At 61.4% G+C, this 17938-nt stretch carries 13 protein-coding genes; 5 read left to right on the top strand and 8 right to left on the bottom strand.

Going from position 1 to position 17938, the window contains the following annotated elements; all coding sequences use genetic code 11:
- Nucleotides 1-335: 335 nt before the first annotated feature.
- Genes fdhE through fdnG form a run of 4 tightly spaced genes read right to left on the bottom strand, consistent with a single transcriptional unit; the run spans nt 336 to nt 5929 of the window.
- Nucleotides 336-1262 carry a formate dehydrogenase accessory protein FdhE gene (gene fdhE / locus AC0Z5Z_RS04670; RefSeq protein WP_485610762.1) on the bottom strand — a complete coding sequence of 309 codons (927 nt, stop codon included), beginning with the start codon at nt 1260-1262 and terminating at the stop codon, nt 336-338.
- Between the two features lie 3 nt (nt 1263-1265).
- The gene (locus tag AC0Z5Z_RS04665) at nt 1266-1931 is read right to left on the bottom strand and encodes a formate dehydrogenase subunit gamma (protein ID WP_305380834.1); all 666 of its coding nucleotides are present in this window, start codon (nt 1929-1931) and stop codon (nt 1266-1268) included.
- Nucleotides 1928-2863: a formate dehydrogenase subunit beta gene (gene fdxH / locus AC0Z5Z_RS04660; RefSeq protein WP_039761499.1), complete on the bottom strand. Its 936-nt coding sequence runs from the start codon at nt 2861-2863 to the stop codon at nt 1928-1930. The genes AC0Z5Z_RS04665 and fdxH overlap by 4 nt, the downstream gene beginning before the upstream one ends.
- Nucleotides 2864-5929, bottom strand: coding sequence for a formate dehydrogenase-N subunit alpha (gene fdnG / locus AC0Z5Z_RS04655; RefSeq protein ID WP_485610761.1), 3066 nt, complete (start codon nt 5927-5929; stop codon nt 2864-2866). It lies immediately after the preceding gene.
- 320 nt (nt 5930-6249) lie between these two features.
- Here fdnG and AC0Z5Z_RS04650 point away from each other — a divergent pair, with 320 nt between their 5' ends.
- From AC0Z5Z_RS04650 to AC0Z5Z_RS04630, 5 genes are all read left to right on the top strand, one after another.
- Entirely contained in the window at nt 6250-7404 is a 1155-nt protein-coding gene (locus AC0Z5Z_RS04650) for a MalY/PatB family protein (RefSeq protein ID WP_460061464.1), read from the top strand.
- Nucleotides 7405-7611: 207 nt separating this feature from the next.
- Nucleotides 7612-8469, top strand: coding sequence for a glucose 1-dehydrogenase (locus AC0Z5Z_RS04645; protein WP_016774822.1), 858 nt, complete (start codon nt 7612-7614; stop codon nt 8467-8469).
- Between the two features lie 87 nt (nt 8470-8556).
- Complete coding sequence (locus tag AC0Z5Z_RS04640) at nt 8557-9168, top strand: Yip1 family protein (RefSeq protein WP_056786193.1); 612 nt, start codon at nt 8557-8559, stop codon at nt 9166-9168.
- A gap of 42 nt (nt 9169-9210) precedes the next feature.
- Entirely contained in the window at nt 9211-10554 is a 1344-nt protein-coding gene (locus AC0Z5Z_RS04635; protein ID WP_252886258.1) for a cation:proton antiporter, read from the top strand.
- A 184-nt stretch (nt 10555-10738) separates the two neighbouring features.
- Nucleotides 10739-11032 (top strand): hypothetical protein, encoded by a 294-nt coding sequence (locus AC0Z5Z_RS04630; protein ID WP_039761510.1) that lies wholly within the window; start codon nt 10739-10741, stop codon nt 11030-11032.
- Between the two features lie 226 nt (nt 11033-11258).
- Here the strand turns inward: AC0Z5Z_RS04630 and AC0Z5Z_RS04625 are convergent, their stop codons facing one another.
- From AC0Z5Z_RS04625 to AC0Z5Z_RS04610, 4 genes are all read right to left on the bottom strand, one after another.
- The gene (locus AC0Z5Z_RS04625) at nt 11259-11792 is read right to left on the bottom strand and encodes a hypothetical protein (RefSeq protein WP_016774826.1); all 534 of its coding nucleotides are present in this window, start codon (nt 11790-11792) and stop codon (nt 11259-11261) included.
- Between the two features lie 78 nt (nt 11793-11870).
- On the bottom strand, nt 11871-13790 hold the full coding sequence (locus AC0Z5Z_RS04620; RefSeq protein ID WP_406226653.1) for a hybrid sensor histidine kinase/response regulator: 1920 nt from the start codon (nt 13788-13790) through the stop codon (nt 11871-11873).
- On the bottom strand, nt 13783-16113 hold the full coding sequence (locus AC0Z5Z_RS04615; protein WP_485610760.1) for an ATP-dependent DNA helicase: 2331 nt from the start codon (nt 16111-16113) through the stop codon (nt 13783-13785). The genes AC0Z5Z_RS04620 and AC0Z5Z_RS04615 overlap by 8 nt, the downstream gene beginning before the upstream one ends.
- Complete coding sequence (locus AC0Z5Z_RS04610) at nt 16110-17762, bottom strand: VRR-NUC domain-containing protein (RefSeq protein ID WP_460061471.1); 1653 nt, start codon at nt 17760-17762, stop codon at nt 16110-16112. Before AC0Z5Z_RS04610 ends, AC0Z5Z_RS04615 begins: the two co-directional genes overlap by 4 nt.
- Nucleotides 17763-17938 lie beyond the last annotated feature (176 nt).

Below are 17938 nucleotides of genomic sequence, written 5' to 3'. Positions count from 1 at the left end.
GTTGAATGAACATTGTTGGTCACCACAAAAAACTGTGGGAGCGAGCCTGCTCGCGAATGCGGTAAGTCAGTCAAAGATGATGTGTCTGAAACGACGCCTTCGCGAGCAGGCTCGCTCCCACAGGGAAATCCGGGGCTGACCGGGCTTTGTGATTCGGCACAGAAGTCTGTGGGAGCTGGCTTGCCAGCGATTGCGGTGGGTCAGTCAAAGAAGGCGGTGGATGTGCCGACCAATCGCTGGCAAGCCAGCTCCCACAGGGATTCGGGGTGGAATGGACATTGTTGGTCACCACAAAAACCTTTGGGAGCACACCCCCTTCCACAGTTTTGCTCTCGTCATTCGTCCCCCGGCGCCAGCAACAGATTGGGCGCCAGACGCTGATAGCCGTCCTGGGCCAGACGCATGTCCAGCAGCAAACTGCCGAGATCCGCCGACAACGCCTCGGCTTCGGCGTCGTTCTCCAGATAGAGCAATTTCAGGTAGCTGTCGCAGCTCGGGCAGACTTCGGCGCGCAGCGGTGCCTGCTCGGCGCTGTGCCGGTCGTCTTCCTGGCTCAGATATTCAAGGCCCTTGCTCTGCTCGCAATACACGCACTTGACCCGCACCACATGCCATTCGCAGGCGCACAGCGAACACACCAGATAGCGCAAACCGTTGTGCTTGCCGCGATGGCGAATCACCCCGGCCATGGCCGGCGAACCACAGGCCGGGCATTGGCTGAGGCTGTCGCCAGGCTTGAGTTGCAGATTTGGCACACTGAGCAGCCAGTGGCTCCATGCGGTTTGCAGCGCCGCGCCGAGAAACGGCACCAGCGCCGCCGGCACCAGCGAATACTGACCGCTGACCAGCGCCACCGCCCACGCGCGCAACTGGCCGGGGCTTGCGGCGCGCAGACTGTCCAGCGCGTCGATCACTGCAGGTTGACGCGCTGGCGCATCGTGCTGCAGCAAGGCGTCGAGCCACGGCTGCCAGGCATCTTCGCGCACCAGGGCATCTGCCGCGAATGGTGGCAGACCGTGCTGCTGACAGGCTTCGAAACGCTGCGCATCAAACGGCGCGGTGAGCGGCGGATCGTCGAAGACCTGCTGCTGCGCCCGGCACAACTCGGCCATCAGCCGCAGATAATCCGCCAACCCATTGCCCTCGGCCAGACGCTCGAGGCGCTCAGCGCGCAGGGCAAACAGGTTACGTGGCGGCAGATGCAGAAACGGCGGCGAACTGGCCGCCGCCTCGATTTCCCCAGGTTCAAGAATGCTTGCCAAAAGTCAGCCCTTTTTCGTCAGCGGTCGCTCGGACACGTCCCGAGGCTGTTCGTCGCGGGTCACCTCGCGGTACCACAGTGCATGGTGTTTCTTCGCCCACGGCCGGCTGACCCAGCCATGCAGCATGGCGTCGACCGAACCCTTGATCCACAAACCGGCGTAGATGTGCACGATGATGCTCAGCACCAGCACGAACCCGGCCAGCGCATGCAACAGCATGGCCCAGCGGATGGTGGTGATGCCGAAGTACGCGCTGAACCACGCGCGCCAGATCACCAGCCCGGTGAACAGCAACGCGAGCATGCACAGCAGTAAAGTCCAGAACAGCAACTTCTGCCCGGCGTTGTATTTGCCTACCGGCGGCACGCTTTCTTCGTCGTTGACCATCACCCGGTTGATCCGCCGCAGCCACTGGCGATCATTGGCGATGAAAAAGTTGGTGCGCCAGAAGCTGAACACCAGGCCGAGAAACAGCACGAACATGGCGATGCCCATGTACGGGTGCAGGATCCGCGTCCAGGTGCCGCCGCCGAACAGGTTACTGAGCCAGAACAGCGACGGATGAAACAACGCCAGCCCGGACAACCCGGCCATGAAAAACAGAATCGCCACCAGCCAGTGATTGGTGCGCTGGTTGGCGCTGTAACGCAAGATCGTCTTGTTGCTCATGGCCGCTCCTCCCCGCGTGGATCGAAGGTGTGCACCGCCGGGTCGACCACGTGCACCGAGGTATCGGGTGGCGTCGGGTGTTCATCCTCCTCGACACGGTTCGGGCCGATGCGCACATAGTGGAAGAACCCGGCCAGCACCGCCGCACCCATCGCCAACAGGCCGAGGGGTTTGCTGATGCCTTTCCACAAATCCACCAGCGGACTGATCGCCGGATGGTCCGGCAAACCTGCATAGATTTTTGGCGTGTCGGCGTGATGCAGCACGTACATCACGTGGGTGCCGCCCACGCCAGCGGGGTCGTACAGACCGGCGTTTTCAAAACCACGGCTTTTCAGGTCGACGATGCGTTCGGCGGCGTGTTCTTTCATGTCTTCCTTGGTGCCGAAGACGATCGCGCCGGTCGGGCAGGTTTTCACGCAGGCCGGCTCCAGCCCGACCGCCACCCGGTCGGAACACAGTGTGCATTTGTAGGCCTTGTGATCCTTCTGCGAAATGCGCGGAATGTTGAACGGGCAACCGGTGATGCAATAGCCACAACCGATGCAGTGGTCCTGATCGAAATCGACGATGCCGTTGGCATGCTGAATGATCGCCCCGGGGCTCGGGCACGCGGCCAGACAACCGGGCTCGGCGCAGTGCATGCAGCCGTCCTTGCGGATCAGCCATTCGAGGTTACCGGCGTCGGTTTCGTGCTCGGTGAAGCGCATCAGCGTCCACGAATCCGCCGTCAGATCCTGCGGATTGTCGTAGGTGCCGTGGTTGTGGCCGACCTCGTCGCGCAGCTCGTTCCATTCCGAGCAGGCGACCTGGCAGGCCTTGCAACCGATGCATTTGGTCGTGTCGATCAGCTTGGCAACGCCCTGCTGGGTCCTCACCGACGGCGGCACGGTGGTGGTGGCCGAGCGGGCAATGATGTCTTGGCTGGCCATTTACAGTTTCTCCACGTTGACCAGGAATGACTTGGATTCCGGGGTCTGAGTGTTGCCATCGCCGAGGAACGGCACCAGGGTGTTGGTCAGGTAACCGTGATGGGTCAGGCCGGTGAACCCCCAGTGCAGCGGGATGCCGATCTGATGCACGACCTGGCCGTTGACCTGCAGCGGCCGGATCCTTTTCGTCACCACCGCCACCGCTTCGATAAACCCGCGCTTGCAGCTGACCCGCACCCGATCACCGGCAGCAATGCCCTTCTCGTTCGCCAGCACCTCGCCGATTTCAACGAACTGCTCAGGCTGGGCAATCGCGTTCAACTTGCAGTGCTTGCTCCAGAAGTGGAAATGCTCGGTAAGCCGATAACTGGTGCCGGCGTACGGGAAGTCCTTGGCTTCGCCGAGGGTTTCCCAGACCGAATCGAAGATCCGCGCCGCCGGGTTGCTGGTGGCCTTCTTGTTCTGCGGGTGCAGCGGGTTGATGCCGATCGGCGTTTCGAACGGCTCGTAGTGTTCGGGGAATGGGCCTTCGTTCATCTTGTCGACGGCGAAGAACCGCGCGACGCCTTCGGGGTTCATGATGAACGGGTTCATCCCGGCTTCCGGCGGCACGTCGGCCTTGTAGTCCGGCACATCGGTGCCGGTCCAGGCCTTGCCGTTCCACCACACCAGTCGTTTTTTCGGGTCCCACGGTTTGCCCGCCGGGTCCGCCGAGGCGCGGTTGTAGAGAATCCGCCGATTGGCCGGCCACGCCCACGCCCAGCCCTGATGCTGGTGCATGCCGAATGGGTCGGCGTTATCGCGCCGGGCCATCTGGTTGCCGGCCTCGGTCCAGCTGCCGGCGAAAATCCAGCAACCGGACGCGGTGCTGCCGTCATCCTTGAGCAAACCGAAGCCGGCCAGTTGCGTACCGGCCTTGACCGTGACGCCGCTGGCATCGGTGAAATCGCTGACGGCGGTGCCGTTGATCTCCCGCGCCAGTTCTTCCGGCGAAGGCTCGTCGGGGATCTTGTACGGCCACGACAGTTTCAGCAGCGGATCAGGAAACTTGCCGCCCTCGCTCTGATAACGCTGGCGCAGGCGCAGGAACAATTCGCTCATGATGCGAATGTCGGTCTGTGCTTCGCCGGGGCCGTCGGCACCCTTCCAGTGCCATTGCAGCCAGCGGCTGCTGTTGACCAGCGAGCCGTCTTCCTCGGCAAAACAGGTGGTCGGCAGGCGAATGACTTCGGTCTGGATTTCAGCGGTTTTCACGTCGTTGTACGGCCCGACGTTCTGCCAGAACTCCGAGGTTTCCGTGGCGAGCGGGTCCATCACCACCAGCCACTTGAGTTTGGCCAAGGCACCCATCACGCGGTTCTTGTCCGGTAACGCAGCGATCGGATTGAAGCCTTGGCAGAAGTAGCCGTTGACCTTGCCCTGGCTCATCAGATCGAACATTTTCAGCACGTCGTAGTTGGGGATGTCGAGCTTCGGCAAATGGTCGAACAGCCAGTTGTTCTCGGCGGTGGCGTTGGCGCCGTACCAGGATTTCATCAGGCTGACGTGGAATTTGCTGTAGTTCTGCCAGTACGAAAGCTGCCCCGGTCTGAGCGGAACCTGCGTGCGTTTGAAGATGAACTGACCGTAATCCTGCTCGCTGTCGCTGGGCAGCGTGAGGTAGCCGGGCAAGGCGTTGGACAGCAGGCCGAGATCGGTCAGACCCTGGATGTTCGAGTGCCCGCGCAGCGCATTGACGCCACCGCCGGGCATGCCGACGTTGCCCAGCAGCAATTGCACCATCGCCGCGCTGCGAATGATCTGCGCGCCAATCGAGTGCTGCGTCCAGCCGAGCGCGTAGAGAATCGTCATGGTCTTGCCCGGTGTCGAGCAGGTGGCGATCTCTTCCCAGATTTTCTGCATCGCGTCGACGGGCATGCCGCAGATCTGGCTGGCCAGGTCGATGTTGTAGCGGCTGTAATGCTGCTTCATCAGTTGATAGACGCAGCGCGGGTCTTGCAGGGTCGGGTCGACGCGGACGAAACCGTCCTCGGCGAATTCGTAGCCCCAGCCGGACTTGTCGGTGTAGCTGCGTTTTTCCGCGTCATAGCCGCTGAACAGGCCGTCTTCGAAGCCATAACCGGCTTTGACGATGAACGACACGTCGGTGTAATTGCGCACGTATTCGTGCTGGATCTTGTCCTCGGTCAGCAGGTAATTGATCAACCCGCCCATGAAGGCGATGTCGGTACCGGTACGGATCGGCGCGTAATAGTCGGCCACCGAAGCGGTCCGGGTAAAACGCGGATCGACCACGATCAGCCGCGCGGCGTTGTGCGCCTTGGCCTCGGTCACCCATTTGAAGCCGCACGGATGCGCTTCTGCTGCGTTGCCACCCATCACCAGGATCAGATTCGCGTTGGCGATATCGGTCCAGGTGTTGGTCATGGCACCACGGCCGTACGTCGGGGCAAGACTTGCCACCGTCGGGCCGTGTCAGACACGCGCCTGGTTATCGAACCCCAGCAGACCGAGGCTGCGAATCACCTTCTGAGTGATGTAGCCGGCTTCGTTGGATGCCGCCGATGCCGCGAGAAAACCGGTGGTCAGCCAGCGATTCACCGTTTGCCCGTTGGCATTTTTCTCGATGAAGTTGGCGTCGCGGTCGGCCTTCATCAGGTCGGCGATGCGATCGAGGGCTTCGTCCCAGCCGATGCGCGTCCATTCATTGCTGCCGGGCTTGCGCACTTGCGGGTACTGCAAGCGGCCGGGGCTATGAATGAAGTCGAGCAGGCCCGCACCTTTCGGGCACAGCGTGCCGCGATTGACCGGGTGGTCGGCGTCGCCTTCGATGTGAATGATGTTTTGCGCCACGTTCTTGCCGGCATCGCCCTGGCTGTACATGATCAAACCGCAACCGACCGAGCAATACGGGCAAGTGTTGCGGGTTTCACGGGTGTGGGCGAGCTTGAAGTGACGCACCTGCTCGGCGAAGGCCGCCGTCGGGGCCATGCCCAACGCGCCCAGGCTTGAGCCTGCAAGGCCGATACCGGCGACCTTGAAGAACTGACGACGGCTGAGATCCATCGTGCACTCCTGATCAGGTGGAACCCGGTACTTGCGCCGGGCTTTATCTGGACAATCACGGTTGCGACGCCTTGACGCCGACTTTTTCACTGTAGACAAAGACCTTGCCGATTGTGTGAAAACCGACCGTCGGGTGTCTGGCCCGGATTTCCAGCCAGTGCACACCCCCCCCTGTGGGAGCGAGCCTGCTCGCGAAAGCGCTGGGTCATCCAACTCGATGCTGCCTGACCCGACGTATTCGCGAGCAGGCTCGCTCCCACACAGGTCGCGTTGCGCATAGAATGTCCGGCAGAACCAAACCCGCCTCGACGAGACCGCGCATGACTTTCGATTTTGATCAGCTGTTCGACCGCCACCACACTGGCAGTACCAAGTGGAGCCGCTACCCGGCCGATGTGTTGCCGATGTGGGTCGCTGACATGGATTTCGCCGCGCCGCCGGTCATCGTTCAAGCCTTGCAACAGCGCCTGCTGCACCCGCTGCTCGGTTACAGCGTGGCCCAGGACAACCTGCGCGACGCCATCGTCGCCGACCTGTGGAACAAGTACGCATGGCAGGTCAAACCGCAGGAGCTGATTTTCCTGCCGGGCGTGGAATCGGGCTTCAACATGGCGCTCAAGGCGTTGGTCCAGGCGCAGCAGAATGTCGTCGTGCAAGTGCCGAACTATCCGCCGCTGCGCCATGCGCCGGGGCATTGGGGCCTGAACAAGGTCGAGCTGCAATTCGAAGCCCAGGCCGATGGCACTTACGCCACGCCATTGGACGCACTGCGCGAGTCACTGAAAGGCGGCGGCGCCCTGCTGTTGAGCAACCCGCACAACCCGATCGGCAAGGTCTTCGCCCGCGAAGAATTGCAGGCAGTCGCGGACATCTGCGCAGCGCAGGACGCGTGGATCATCTCCGACGAAATTCACGCCGAACTGTGCTTCGACGGCCGCGTGCACATTCCCACCGCATCGCTGAGTCCGGAAATTTCCAAACGCACGATCACCCTGATGTCGGCGAGCAAGGCCTACAACATCGCCGGTCTGAAGACCTCGTTCATGATCATTCAGGACGCCGCGCTGCGTGAACGCGTCAACCACGCCCGCTGCGGCATGGTCGACAGCGTCAACCCGCTGGGCATGGAAGCCACCCGCGTCGCCTACAGCGAAGCCGGGCCTTGGCTCGCGGAATTGAAAATCTACCTGCAGGCCAACCGCGACTGGCTGGTGAACGCCGTACGCACGCGGTTGCCGGGCGTGACCATCAATGTGCCGCAGGGCACGTATCTGGCGTGGCTCGATTGCACCGCGCTGGACCTGCCGGATCCGCAGCGGTTCTTCCTCGAACAGGGCAAGGTCGGCCTGAGTGCCGGGCTCGATTTTGGCGACCGGCATCAGCAGTTCGTGCGCTTGAACTTCGGTTGCCCGAGGGCGATGCTGGAAGAAGGGATTGCGCGGATGGAGCGGGCGCTGGCCAGCCGCAACGCCTGAGAACACTTGGCCCTTGTGGGAGCTGGCTTGCCAGCGATGACGGGCTCACATGCAACATAGATGTTGTCTGTGGCACCGCAATCGCTGGCAAGCCAGCTCCCACAGTTGTTCCATTCAGTCTGTCAATCCAGCGCAAATCCGATCGAACTCAAGGCAAAGCCACCGGGTCAACCCGGAACACTGGACTTGAAATCAGGAGACCCTGCGATGACTGACTATCCAAAACCACCCTTCCCGAAACAAGCCCAACCGGTGCCCGGCTCGCAACGCAAGATGGAACCGTATCCAGACTGCGGCGAGCAAAGTTACGTCGGTTCCGGCCGCCTCGCCGGCAAGATTGCGTTGATCACCGGTGCCGACAGCGGCATTGGTCGCGCGGTGGCGATTGCCTTCGCCCGTGAAGGCGCCGACGTCGCCGTGGCTTACCTGAATGAACACGAAGACGCCAAGGAAACCGCACGCTGGGTCGAGCAGGCCGGGCGTCAGTGCATCCTGCTGCCGGGCGATATCGCCGAGAAGGCTCAGTGCCAGGCGCTGGTCGACAAGACTGTCGAGCGCTTTGGCCGCATCGACATATTGGTCAACAACGCCGCATTCCAGATGACCCACGAAAACTTCGAGGAAATCCCCGATGACGAATGGGTGATGACCTTCGACGTGAACATCACCGCCATGTTCAGGATTTGCCAGGCGGCGATCAAGCACATGCGCCCCGGTTCGTCGATCATCAACACCAGCTCGGTCAACTCGGACATGCCCAAGCCGACTCTGCTGGCCTACGCCACCACCAAAGGCGCGATCGCCAACTTCACCGGTGGCCTGGCGCAGATGCTCGGGCCGAAGGAAATTCGCGTCAACAGCGTCGCCCCAGGCCCGATCTGGACACCGCTGATCGTCTCGACCATGCCCGATGAAGAAGTACAGAACTTCGGCGGCAGCACCCCGCTCGGCCGTCCGGGCCAACCGGTGGAAGTCGCACCGATTTACGTGCTGCTGGCCTCCGACGAAGCCAGCTACATTACCGGCCAGCGCTACGGCGTGACCGGCGGCAAACCGATGCTGTGACCGTGCAGCAGAAAAACTGAACCCGAGCGGCATGGCATCCCTCCATACCTGTAAGCGCCTACGGGCCAACAGGAACAGGAGGTTGTCATGTCCGCCCCCCTCGTCAGACTCTTCACCCAACCCAACTTCGCCTGGACCGATATCCGCCGCGAAGAAGAAACCCATCCCCGCCACTACCTCGCGCATTTGCTGCTGCTCGCGTTGATTCCGGCCGTGTGCCTGTTCATCGGCACCACTCAAGTCGGTTGGAGCCTCGCCGCGGGTGAGAACGTGCGCCTGAGCACGGCCAGCGCCCTGCAGTTGAGCGTGCTGCTGTACGTGACGATTGTCGCCGGTGTGGCGGTTATCGGCGGATTCATTCGCTGGATGTCGCGATCGTTCGATGCGCGGCCAACGCTGAATCAATGCATCGGGTTTGCCGCTTACACGGTGACGCCGTTTTTCCTCGCCGGGATCGCCGGGCTGTACCCGAGCCGCTGGCTGGCGATTCTGGTGCTCGGCGCGGCGTCGATCTATTCGACGTTCTTGCTGTTCGTCGGCCTGCCGACCTTCATGCATGAGCGCAAGGAGCAAGGCCTGCTGTATTCGGCGTGCGTGTGGGGCGTCGGCCTGCTGGTGCTGGTGACCATGCTGGTGTCGATGATCCTGCTGTGGTTCAACGTGCTCATACCCGAGTACCTGCGCACGACCGTGAGCTGACCCGGTGCGCCTGTCCTTGAGAATTCACCGAAGTGAGCGGTCATGAGTTTCGGCGTATGGGTCGCGGTGCTCGGCGCCGTGCTGCTGACGCTGGCCCTGACGTCGTCATGGTTGCGCTGGATGCCGGTCACCACCTCGGCGGTGTGCCTGCTGCTGGGCATTGCCATTGGCCCCAGCGGCCTCGACCTGCTGCAATTGCCGCTGGAAGAATCATCATTGTGGATGGAGCACCTGACTGAAGTCGCGGTGCTCTTTTCCTTGTTCGTCTGCGGTCTGAAGCTGCGGTTGCCGTTGGCCCACAAGACCTGGCGTATCGCTTTTGGTCTGGCCGGGCCGGTAATGATTCTGACGATCATCGGCGTGTGCCTGCTGTTGCATTGGGGCCTGCAATTGCCGTGGGGGCCTTCGTTGCTGATCGGCGCGATTCTGGCTCCGACCGACCCGGTGCTCGCCGCACTGGTGCAGGTCAATGATGCGCAGGACGTCGACAGCGTGCGCTTCGGCCTCTCCGGAGAAGCCGGGCTCAATGATGGCGTGGCTTTCCCTTTCGTGATTCTCGGTCTGCTGTTGCTGCACGGTGACGGCAGCGCTGGCGAATGGCAGCACTGGGTGCTTCGCAGTCTGTTGTGGGCGGTGCCGGCGGGTTTGCTCACCGGTTACTGGATGGGGCGCGGCATTGGCCGCATCGCTCTGTTACTACGCATTCACAACGAGGACAGCACCCTCGGCCCGAACGATTACCTGACCCTCGCGCTGATCGCGCTGTCCTACGTGGTGGCCGACGCCATTGGCGGCTACGGCTTTCTCGCGGTCTTCGCTGCTGGCCTGGGTCTGCGTCAGGAGGAAGTGAAATCCACGGGCATCACCCAAGCGCCTGCCGAGCATCTGGTGCAGCCGGTGGTCGGTCATCAGAACGTCGAACCACAGAACGCCGTGCACGGCGACACGGAGCAGTTGGAAGACAGCCAGGTCGCGGCGGGAATCATGATGGGCGACATGCTCGCATTCGGCAGTCTGGTCGAGCGGGCGATGGAGGTGTTTCTGGTGACTTTGCTCGGCGTCGTGCTGATTGCGCATTGGGACTGGCGGGCCTTGTGGATCGGCGCCGTGCTGTTCTGTCTGATCCGACCGCTGAGCGTGGCGCTGATGCCGTGGGGCAATCTGCTCAGCGGGCCGCAGCGTTTGTTGATCGGCTGGTTTGGCATTCGTGGCATCGGCAGCCTGTTCTATCTGTTCTTCGCCCTGAACCATGGCCTCGATTCCGACGTGGCCAAGGTCTGTACCGACATCACGTTGTCGGTGGTGGCCCTGAGTATCCTGCTGCATGGCATCAGCACACAGCCGATGCTGGCGCGCTATGAAAGTCTGAAGCAACGAAAAAGCTGATTCTTCAACCGCTGCGCTTTGCCGAAAATCATCGAAGATTTTTCTACAAAAAAATGGATCGCCGGGCGCGACCCAAGGGTCACACCTTTAACCGCGCCAACCATCCAGCGCGACCCGGCAGGTTCGGTTCCCCTGCGGTGAACAGCCTATCAAACGGAACCCCGACACAAACAAGGTCACAGTCATGAACGAATGCTCGACTCCTGCGCAAATCAAGGCTTGCAGAGCACTGGCTCTGGAACGCAATCGTCAACTGTTCGAAGAAGCCCACGAACTGAACCGAGCGGCCAACGCGCTGCTGGAACAGACCCCGACCGACTTCGAACGCTTTGAGCAATACCGGGCACTGCGCAAGAAAGCCGATGCGAAGTTTGAAGATGCGATTGATCATCTGTGTGTGCTGAATGAGGATTTTCCGCCGATTCCGGCAGCGGTGCAGAATGCTGTTACACCGCGGCGTGAGCTGGAAACCGCGTGATAAAAGTCAAAAGCCCCTCACCCTAGCCCTCTCCCCGAGGGAGAGGGGACTGACCGGGGTGTTTTTTCGTTATTCATCGACCTGAAAATCGAGTCGAATACAAGTTTTGAAAAGCCTGAAAATCTGCTCCCTTTCCCCCTCGCCCCCTTGGGGGAGAGGGCTGGGGTGAGGGGGTAAAAATCTCATAAACCCCACAACATCCAGCACCTGTCCCGACCAATCCACCTCAAGGATTGGTCACCTGAATAAACACCGCATACACCCCCAACATCACCCAGAACGTCGCAAAAATCCAAGGCGTGCGCACTGAGAACAGCAGCGACTTGCGATAGCCCTTGTGGCTCGATTCCATTTCGCTGAACAGTGGAGACTCGTCATACGCCGCGCCCATCACCGGTTCGCTGTGCAGCAACTGGCTTTGTTTAAAGTGCCAGTGATCAATGATGTCGTAAGCCGCACGAATCCCCGGCCAGGCATTCAGCGAACTGAGCACACCAAGCAGCGCCAGAAACGGCGGCACGACAAGGGTGAACATCTTGCCCCACTCCGGATTGAGGTTGGCCATGCACGAGGCGAAAGCGATCACCAGAAACGACTGCGCCGCCAGATAGGCGTCGGTACGGTTGGCGAGGATGCTGGTTTCGTACTGGATTTCCCGGCGGTAGAAATCCAGCCGCTCCTTGGGTGAGCCAAACATCTTGGCGTCGTGTTCAGCCAAGGCTTCTTCAACAGCGCTTGGCTGGGTCAATATGCGAGACAAGAGACGTGCCCTCCAAAAGTGAACAAGACTTTTGGAAAGGCACGCGTCAGCACTAGTTCAGCCGGATCGACCAGCGCATCACTTCATCGACTGGGCGATGATCTGGACCAGATTCAACTGAGTGAACGGTTTCGGCAGACGCGGCAGATCGGCGGCGAAGCCTTCCAAACGTTCGGCGTATCCAGTGGCGAGAATGATCGGCAAATCCGGCTTGAGCATCCGCACGGCATGGGCCAGTTGCGCGCCGCTCATTTTTGGCATGGCCATGTCGGTGATCACCAGATCGATGACTTCGCCCTGATCGAAAAGCGCCAGCGCCTGGGCGCCGGAGGTCGCGCCGATGACGCGGTGGCCGAGGTCTTCGAGCAGCAGGCTGGTGCTGGTCAGCACCAGCGAATCGTCATCGACCACCAGCACGCTGAGTCTCGGCACTGCGAGCGGCGCGGCGTTGCTGTACGCCGGGCGACTGACCGCCCGCTCAAGCGCCACCGGAATCCATAGCTCGGCTGCCGTGCCGTGGCCCTTCTCGCTTTTCAGAATAAAGCGCCCGCCCAACTGCTCGATGAAGCCGTGCACCATCGACAAGCCAAGCCCGGTGCCTTTGCCCAGGCCTTTGGTGGTGAAGAACGGATCGCGGGCACAGGCCAGCGTGGCTTCGTCCATGCCTTCGCCGCTGTCGATCAGGCTCAGGCACACGTAACGCCCCGCTGCCAGGGTCGAATGAGTTTGTTCCAGTACCACTTCCGCTTGTGCCTGAATGACCACCGTGCCGCCCTCGGGCATGGCATCGCGGGCATTGGTGGCGAGATTGAGGATCGCCAGTTCCAGCTGATTGCTATCGGCCAGCACTGGCTGCAGGTCGTCGGGAAAGCGTGTTTCGATACGAATGCCCGGTCCGAGCGAACTGCGCAGCAGCCCGGTGATGCCTTGCACCAGTTGCGGGATATCCACCGATTCGGTCTTGAGTTCCTGACGCCGGGCGAAGGCCAGCATGCGCTGGGTCAGCGAGACACCGCGCAAGGCTCCTTGGGTGGCATTCTCCAGCAATCGAGCGATTTTCGGCGCGTCGCCGATGCGTTTCTGCACGATCTCGAGATTGCCGAGAATCACCGTCAGCAGGTTGTTGAAGTCATGGGCGATACCGCCGCTGAGTTGGCCGATCGCCTGCATCTTCTGCGCCTGGAACAACGCCTCGCGGGTCTTTTCCAGGGCCTGCTGCGCCTCGTGCGCCTCGGTCACATCGCGGGTGATCTTGGCAAAGCCGAGCAGCGTGCCGGTGTCGCCGCGAATCGCATCGACGACCACGTGGGCAAGAAACCGCGTGCCGTCCTTGCGCATCCGCCAACTGCGGCTCTCGAACCGGCCTTCGCGGGTGGCAATCTCCAGCGAGCGCTGCGGCTCGCCGAGTTCGCGGTCTTCGGGGGTGTAGAAAATCGAAAAATGCTGGCCGATGATTTCTTCCGGCAGGTAACCCTTGATGCGCTGCGCGCCCTGGTTCCAGTTGCTGACGCAACCTTCGGGGCTGAGCATGTAGATCGCGTAGTCGGTGACGCCCTGCACCAGCAGGCGGAACTGCTGTTCGCTTTGCTTGAGGGTTTCCTCGGCCATTTTGCGGTCGGTGAGGTCGCGAGTGATCTTGGCGAAACCGAGCAGTTCGCCGTTGGGGTCGATGATCGGATCGATCACCACGTGCGACCAGAAGTGCGTGCCGTCCTTGCGCACGCGCCAGCCCTCGCCTTCGAAGCGACCTTCACGGATCGCTGTGTCGAGCGCCCGTTGCGGCATGCCGTTGGCGCGGTCTTCCGGGGTATAGAAGCGCGAGAAATGCTCGCCGATGATTTCCGCTTCTTCGTAGCCCTTGAAGCGTTTGGCGCCGGAGTTCCAACTGGTGATGGTACCGTCGGGGTCGATCATGTAGATCGCATAGTCGACAACCGCGTCGATCAGCAGCCGGAAACGGCTGTCTTCGATCGCTGCGGTACTGTTGTTTTCACTCATCACACTCACCAGCCACTGTCATGGGCTGAAGTATGCGTGAATCCACTGATTTGGAAAGTGCCGGCTCGCTTTTGATTGCCCACCACTGCGGCAGCAGTTGCTGGATGCGGCTTTCGGCAAAGCGGTCATCAATGAGCATGACCGTGCCGCGATCCTCACGGGTGCGAATCACCCGCCCGGCGGCTTGTACGACTTTTTGCATGCCCGGATACAGATAGGTGTAGTCGTAGCCGGCGCCAAAAATGGCGGCCATGCGCCGCTTCATCTGCTCGTTGACCGGGTTGAGCTGAGCCAGCCCCAGCGTGGCGATGAACGCGCCGATCAGCCGCGCGCCGGGCAAATCGATGCCCTCGCCAAACGCCCCGCCCAGCACCGCAAACCCGACGCCCTGGCTGTCGGCGCTGAACTGGTCGAGAAACGCCTGCCGCGCGCCCTCGGCCATGCCCCGCGATTGCAGCCACTGGGTGATGTGCGGATGGCGCTCGGCCAATAACGTCGCGACCTGTTGCAGGTAATCGAAACTGCTGAAGAACGCCAGATAGTTGCCCGGGCGCTCGCTGAACTGGCGCGCGATCAGCTCGACGATAGGCTCCAGCGAGGCCTGGCGATGGTTAAAACGCGTGGAGATCTGGCTGACGATGTGCACCTGCAACTGCTCGGCACTGAACGGCGATTCGACGTCGATGCACACCGTGTCGGCGGGCGTGCCGAGCAGGTCGGCGTAATAATTGCGCGGGCTCAGCGTGGCCGAGAACAGCACGCTACTGCGCGCCGCTGTCAGGCGCGGGCCGATGAACGAAGCCGGCACCACGTTGCGCAGGCACAGTTGCGACAACGGACGTTTGCGGTCGAGATCGCGTTTGCTGATATCGAACAGGTAATGCTCGTCGTACAGCTCGGCGACCCGGGCGAATTGCAGCAAGTCGAAATAGAAATTCTGCAGGCCGCTGTCGAGGCCTTGCGGATGTTCGTTGAGGTAATCGCCAATGGCCGCGCAACACAGCGAAATGGCGTGCAGGAGCTTGTCCGGCGCCTTGTCGTACGCCTGATACGCCGCCAGTTGCGGCGCATGCAGCGCGTTCCATTCGCGGTTGACCCGTTGCAGGGCATTCTTCAGCGCTGCCGGCGCGGTTTTGCGCACGCTGGCGAGGGTGAACTGGTCGAGGCTGGCGCTGTACATCTGCCGGCCGCGTTCGACCAGGTTGTGCGCTTCGTCGGCGAGCACCGCGACTTTCCACTGATTGAGCTGGGCCAGGCCGAACAGCAGCGCGCTGAAGTCGAAGTAATAGTTGTAGTCGGCAACCACCACATCCGCCCAACGGGCCATTTCCTGGCTCAGGTAATACGGGCATACGCTGTGCTGCGCGGCAACTTCACGCATCGCCGCCTGATCCAGCAGATTGATATGGCTGGCAGATTCGCGGGCAGCCGGCAGGCGATCATAAAAACCCTGGGCCAACGGACAGGATTCACCGTGGCAGGCTTTGTCCGGATGTTCGCAGGCCTTGTCGCGAGCAACCATTTCCATCACTCGCAGCGGCAAGTCCGGCGCTTGCCTGAACAACACTTGACTGGCATCGAGCGCCAGTTTGCGTCCGGGAGTCTTGGCGGTGAGAAAGAACACCTTGTCCAGTTGCTGCGGCGCCAAGGCCTTGAGCATCGGAAATAGCGTGCCAAGGGTTTTGCCGATGCCGGTCGGCGCCTGGGCCATGAGGCAGCGGCCGGTGCTGACGGCTTTGAACACTGATTCGGCCAGATGCCGTTGGCCGGGACGAAAATCCGCGTGCGGGAACGGCAGTTGCTGCGCGGCCAGATTGCGCGCTTCGCGATGGGCCATTTCCTGCTCGGCCCATTGCAGGAACAAAGCGCACTGCTGCGCGAAAAACCCCTGAAGCGACTCGGCGCTGTAGGATTCAACCAGGCAGGTTTCCTTTTCGCTGACGACGTCGAAATACACCAGCGCCAGATTGATCTGCTGCAATTGCAGTTTCTGGCACATCAACCAGCCGTAGATTTTCGCCTGCGCCCAGTGCAACTGGCGGTGATTGGCCGGTTGCTTGCTCAAGTCGCCGCGATAGGTTTTGACTTCTTCCAGGCAGTTTTGCGCCGGGTCGTAACCGTCCGCCCTGCCCTTGACCTTCAGCTCGCCGAATTCGCCTTGCAGCGCCACTTCGCTCTGGTACTGCTCGCTGCGTCGCGAGGCCACGGTGCGATGGCCGACGATGCCTTCCAGCGCGGTCGGTGACGGGGTGAAGCGCAGGTCGAGGTCGCCGGTCTTGGCGGTGAACTCGCACAGTGCACGCACGGCAACGCTGTAGCTCAAGCGCTCTGCTCCGCCCATTGCACGTAACACACGGCCACCGGCATTTGATGCTCGTGGCAGAACTCCAGCCAGCGCAGTTGATTGTCCTGCAAGCGGTCGCCGGGGCCTTTGACTTCGATCATCCGGTAGGTCTTGTGCTGCGGCCAGAACTGGATCAGATCCGGCATGCCGGCGCGGTTGGCCTTGATGTCGAGCAGCAGGCGATTGAACCAGTGTTTCAGGTGTTCGGCGGGCAGACAGGCCAGCGCCTGTTCCAGCAAGTCTTCGTTGAGCGCGCCCCAGAACACGAACGGCGACTGGATGCCCCACTTGTCGACGAAGCGCTGGCGAATCGTCTCGGCGTAGCGGCCATTATCGAGTTCGCCCAAACAGGCCTGGAACAGCTCGGCGCGGCGCTCGAGGAAGTCTTCGCTGAGCAGATCCACCGGGCCGCGCTGGAACGGGTGAAAGAACGCACCCGGCAACGGCGCGAAGATCGCCGGCCAGCACAACAGGCCGAACAGTGAATTGATCAGGCTGTTCTCGACGTAATGCACCGGGCCGTCATCGGCGTGCAAGTGCGCTTGTACGTGAAACTCCACCGACCGCGTCGGATCGCTGCGCGGCAAATGCAAATCGAGGCGCTCGACCTCTCTGGCCTTGGCACGCTTGAGCGGCGGGCCACCGAGTTTGCGCCGCAGACGCGGGACGATGCGTTGTAAGCCCTGCTGCTCGGCGGCACTTTGCGGCGCCTGTTCGGCCAGCGTGCCGAGTTCCAGCGCCAATGCATATTCGCCGCAACGTTCAAGCACACGGATCATCCGCAGTCGCGCACCAGGATAGGCGCAGTCGCGGTAAACACTCAGGGCCAGCGCAAAGTCGCCGATGCGCTCGGCATACTGGCCGATCTGGAACAACGCCTTGGCTTGCCGACGGCGTAGCCACGGGTTGTCGAACTGCACGGCGTTGATCTGTTCGACGATCTCTTCCAGCGGTTCGCCGGCCTCGAAACGCAGCTGGCATTGATGCAGGAACAGGCAGGCGTCGACGTCTTCACGACTGCGCAAGCCTCGGGAGTCGGCGCAGAACTCGACTTTTTCATAAGTGAAGATGCCGAGGTCGGCCAGCACGAACTCCGACCAGTCCTGATAAAGATTGCCGAAGAACATCAGGCGCAGGCGATCGCACAAATCCATCAGGGTCAGGCTGAACAGCCGGTCGGCCAGTTGCGGCGCCCAGGCGCGCAGGGTTTGCGCCTCGCTGAACTGTTCGGCCAGCACGGGCAGCCATTCGTCCTTGCGCCCTTTCGGTTGATCGATAAAGGTGCCGAACGCTTGCAGCAGCTCGGCCTTGAGCAGGACATCAAACAACTCTGCCAGGGTCAGCGCAGCGTGTTCATCGAGCCAGCCGCGATCGAGCAACGGCTGCGCCGCCTCAGCGATGTCGCCGATTTCCAGATAATTGAGTTTGCTCGCGCGAAAGTGAATGCCCTTGCGCATGACCATGCGCACCAGCAATCCCTGCGAGGCTTGCGGCAGCGTATTGAAGTCGCGGATGAAGCCGTGTTCGCTTGCGCTCATCACATCGGCATAGCGAAGCCCAAGCCAATCAAGCACTTGCCGGAAGTTGTTGAGGTAATAGAACGGATCGTCGAGAGGGTTGGAGGTCACGGGAATTCAAAGCCACGGCAAGCGAACACTGGTTATGCGTACAGATAGCAGCTCAGCCCCGCCCGGCGCAAACGGAAAAAGATCAATGGCATTTTTTCGTGCCGCCATCGAACTTTTCCGCCGCTGCTGGCACCAACCGCGTTACAGGGCCGACAATGCCCGCAATCACATTCAAG

This window comes from Pseudomonas sp. 1L-E-NC-VB-C3 (genome assembly GCF_057291535.1).
This window is presented reverse-complemented; position numbering and strand designations above follow the sequence as displayed.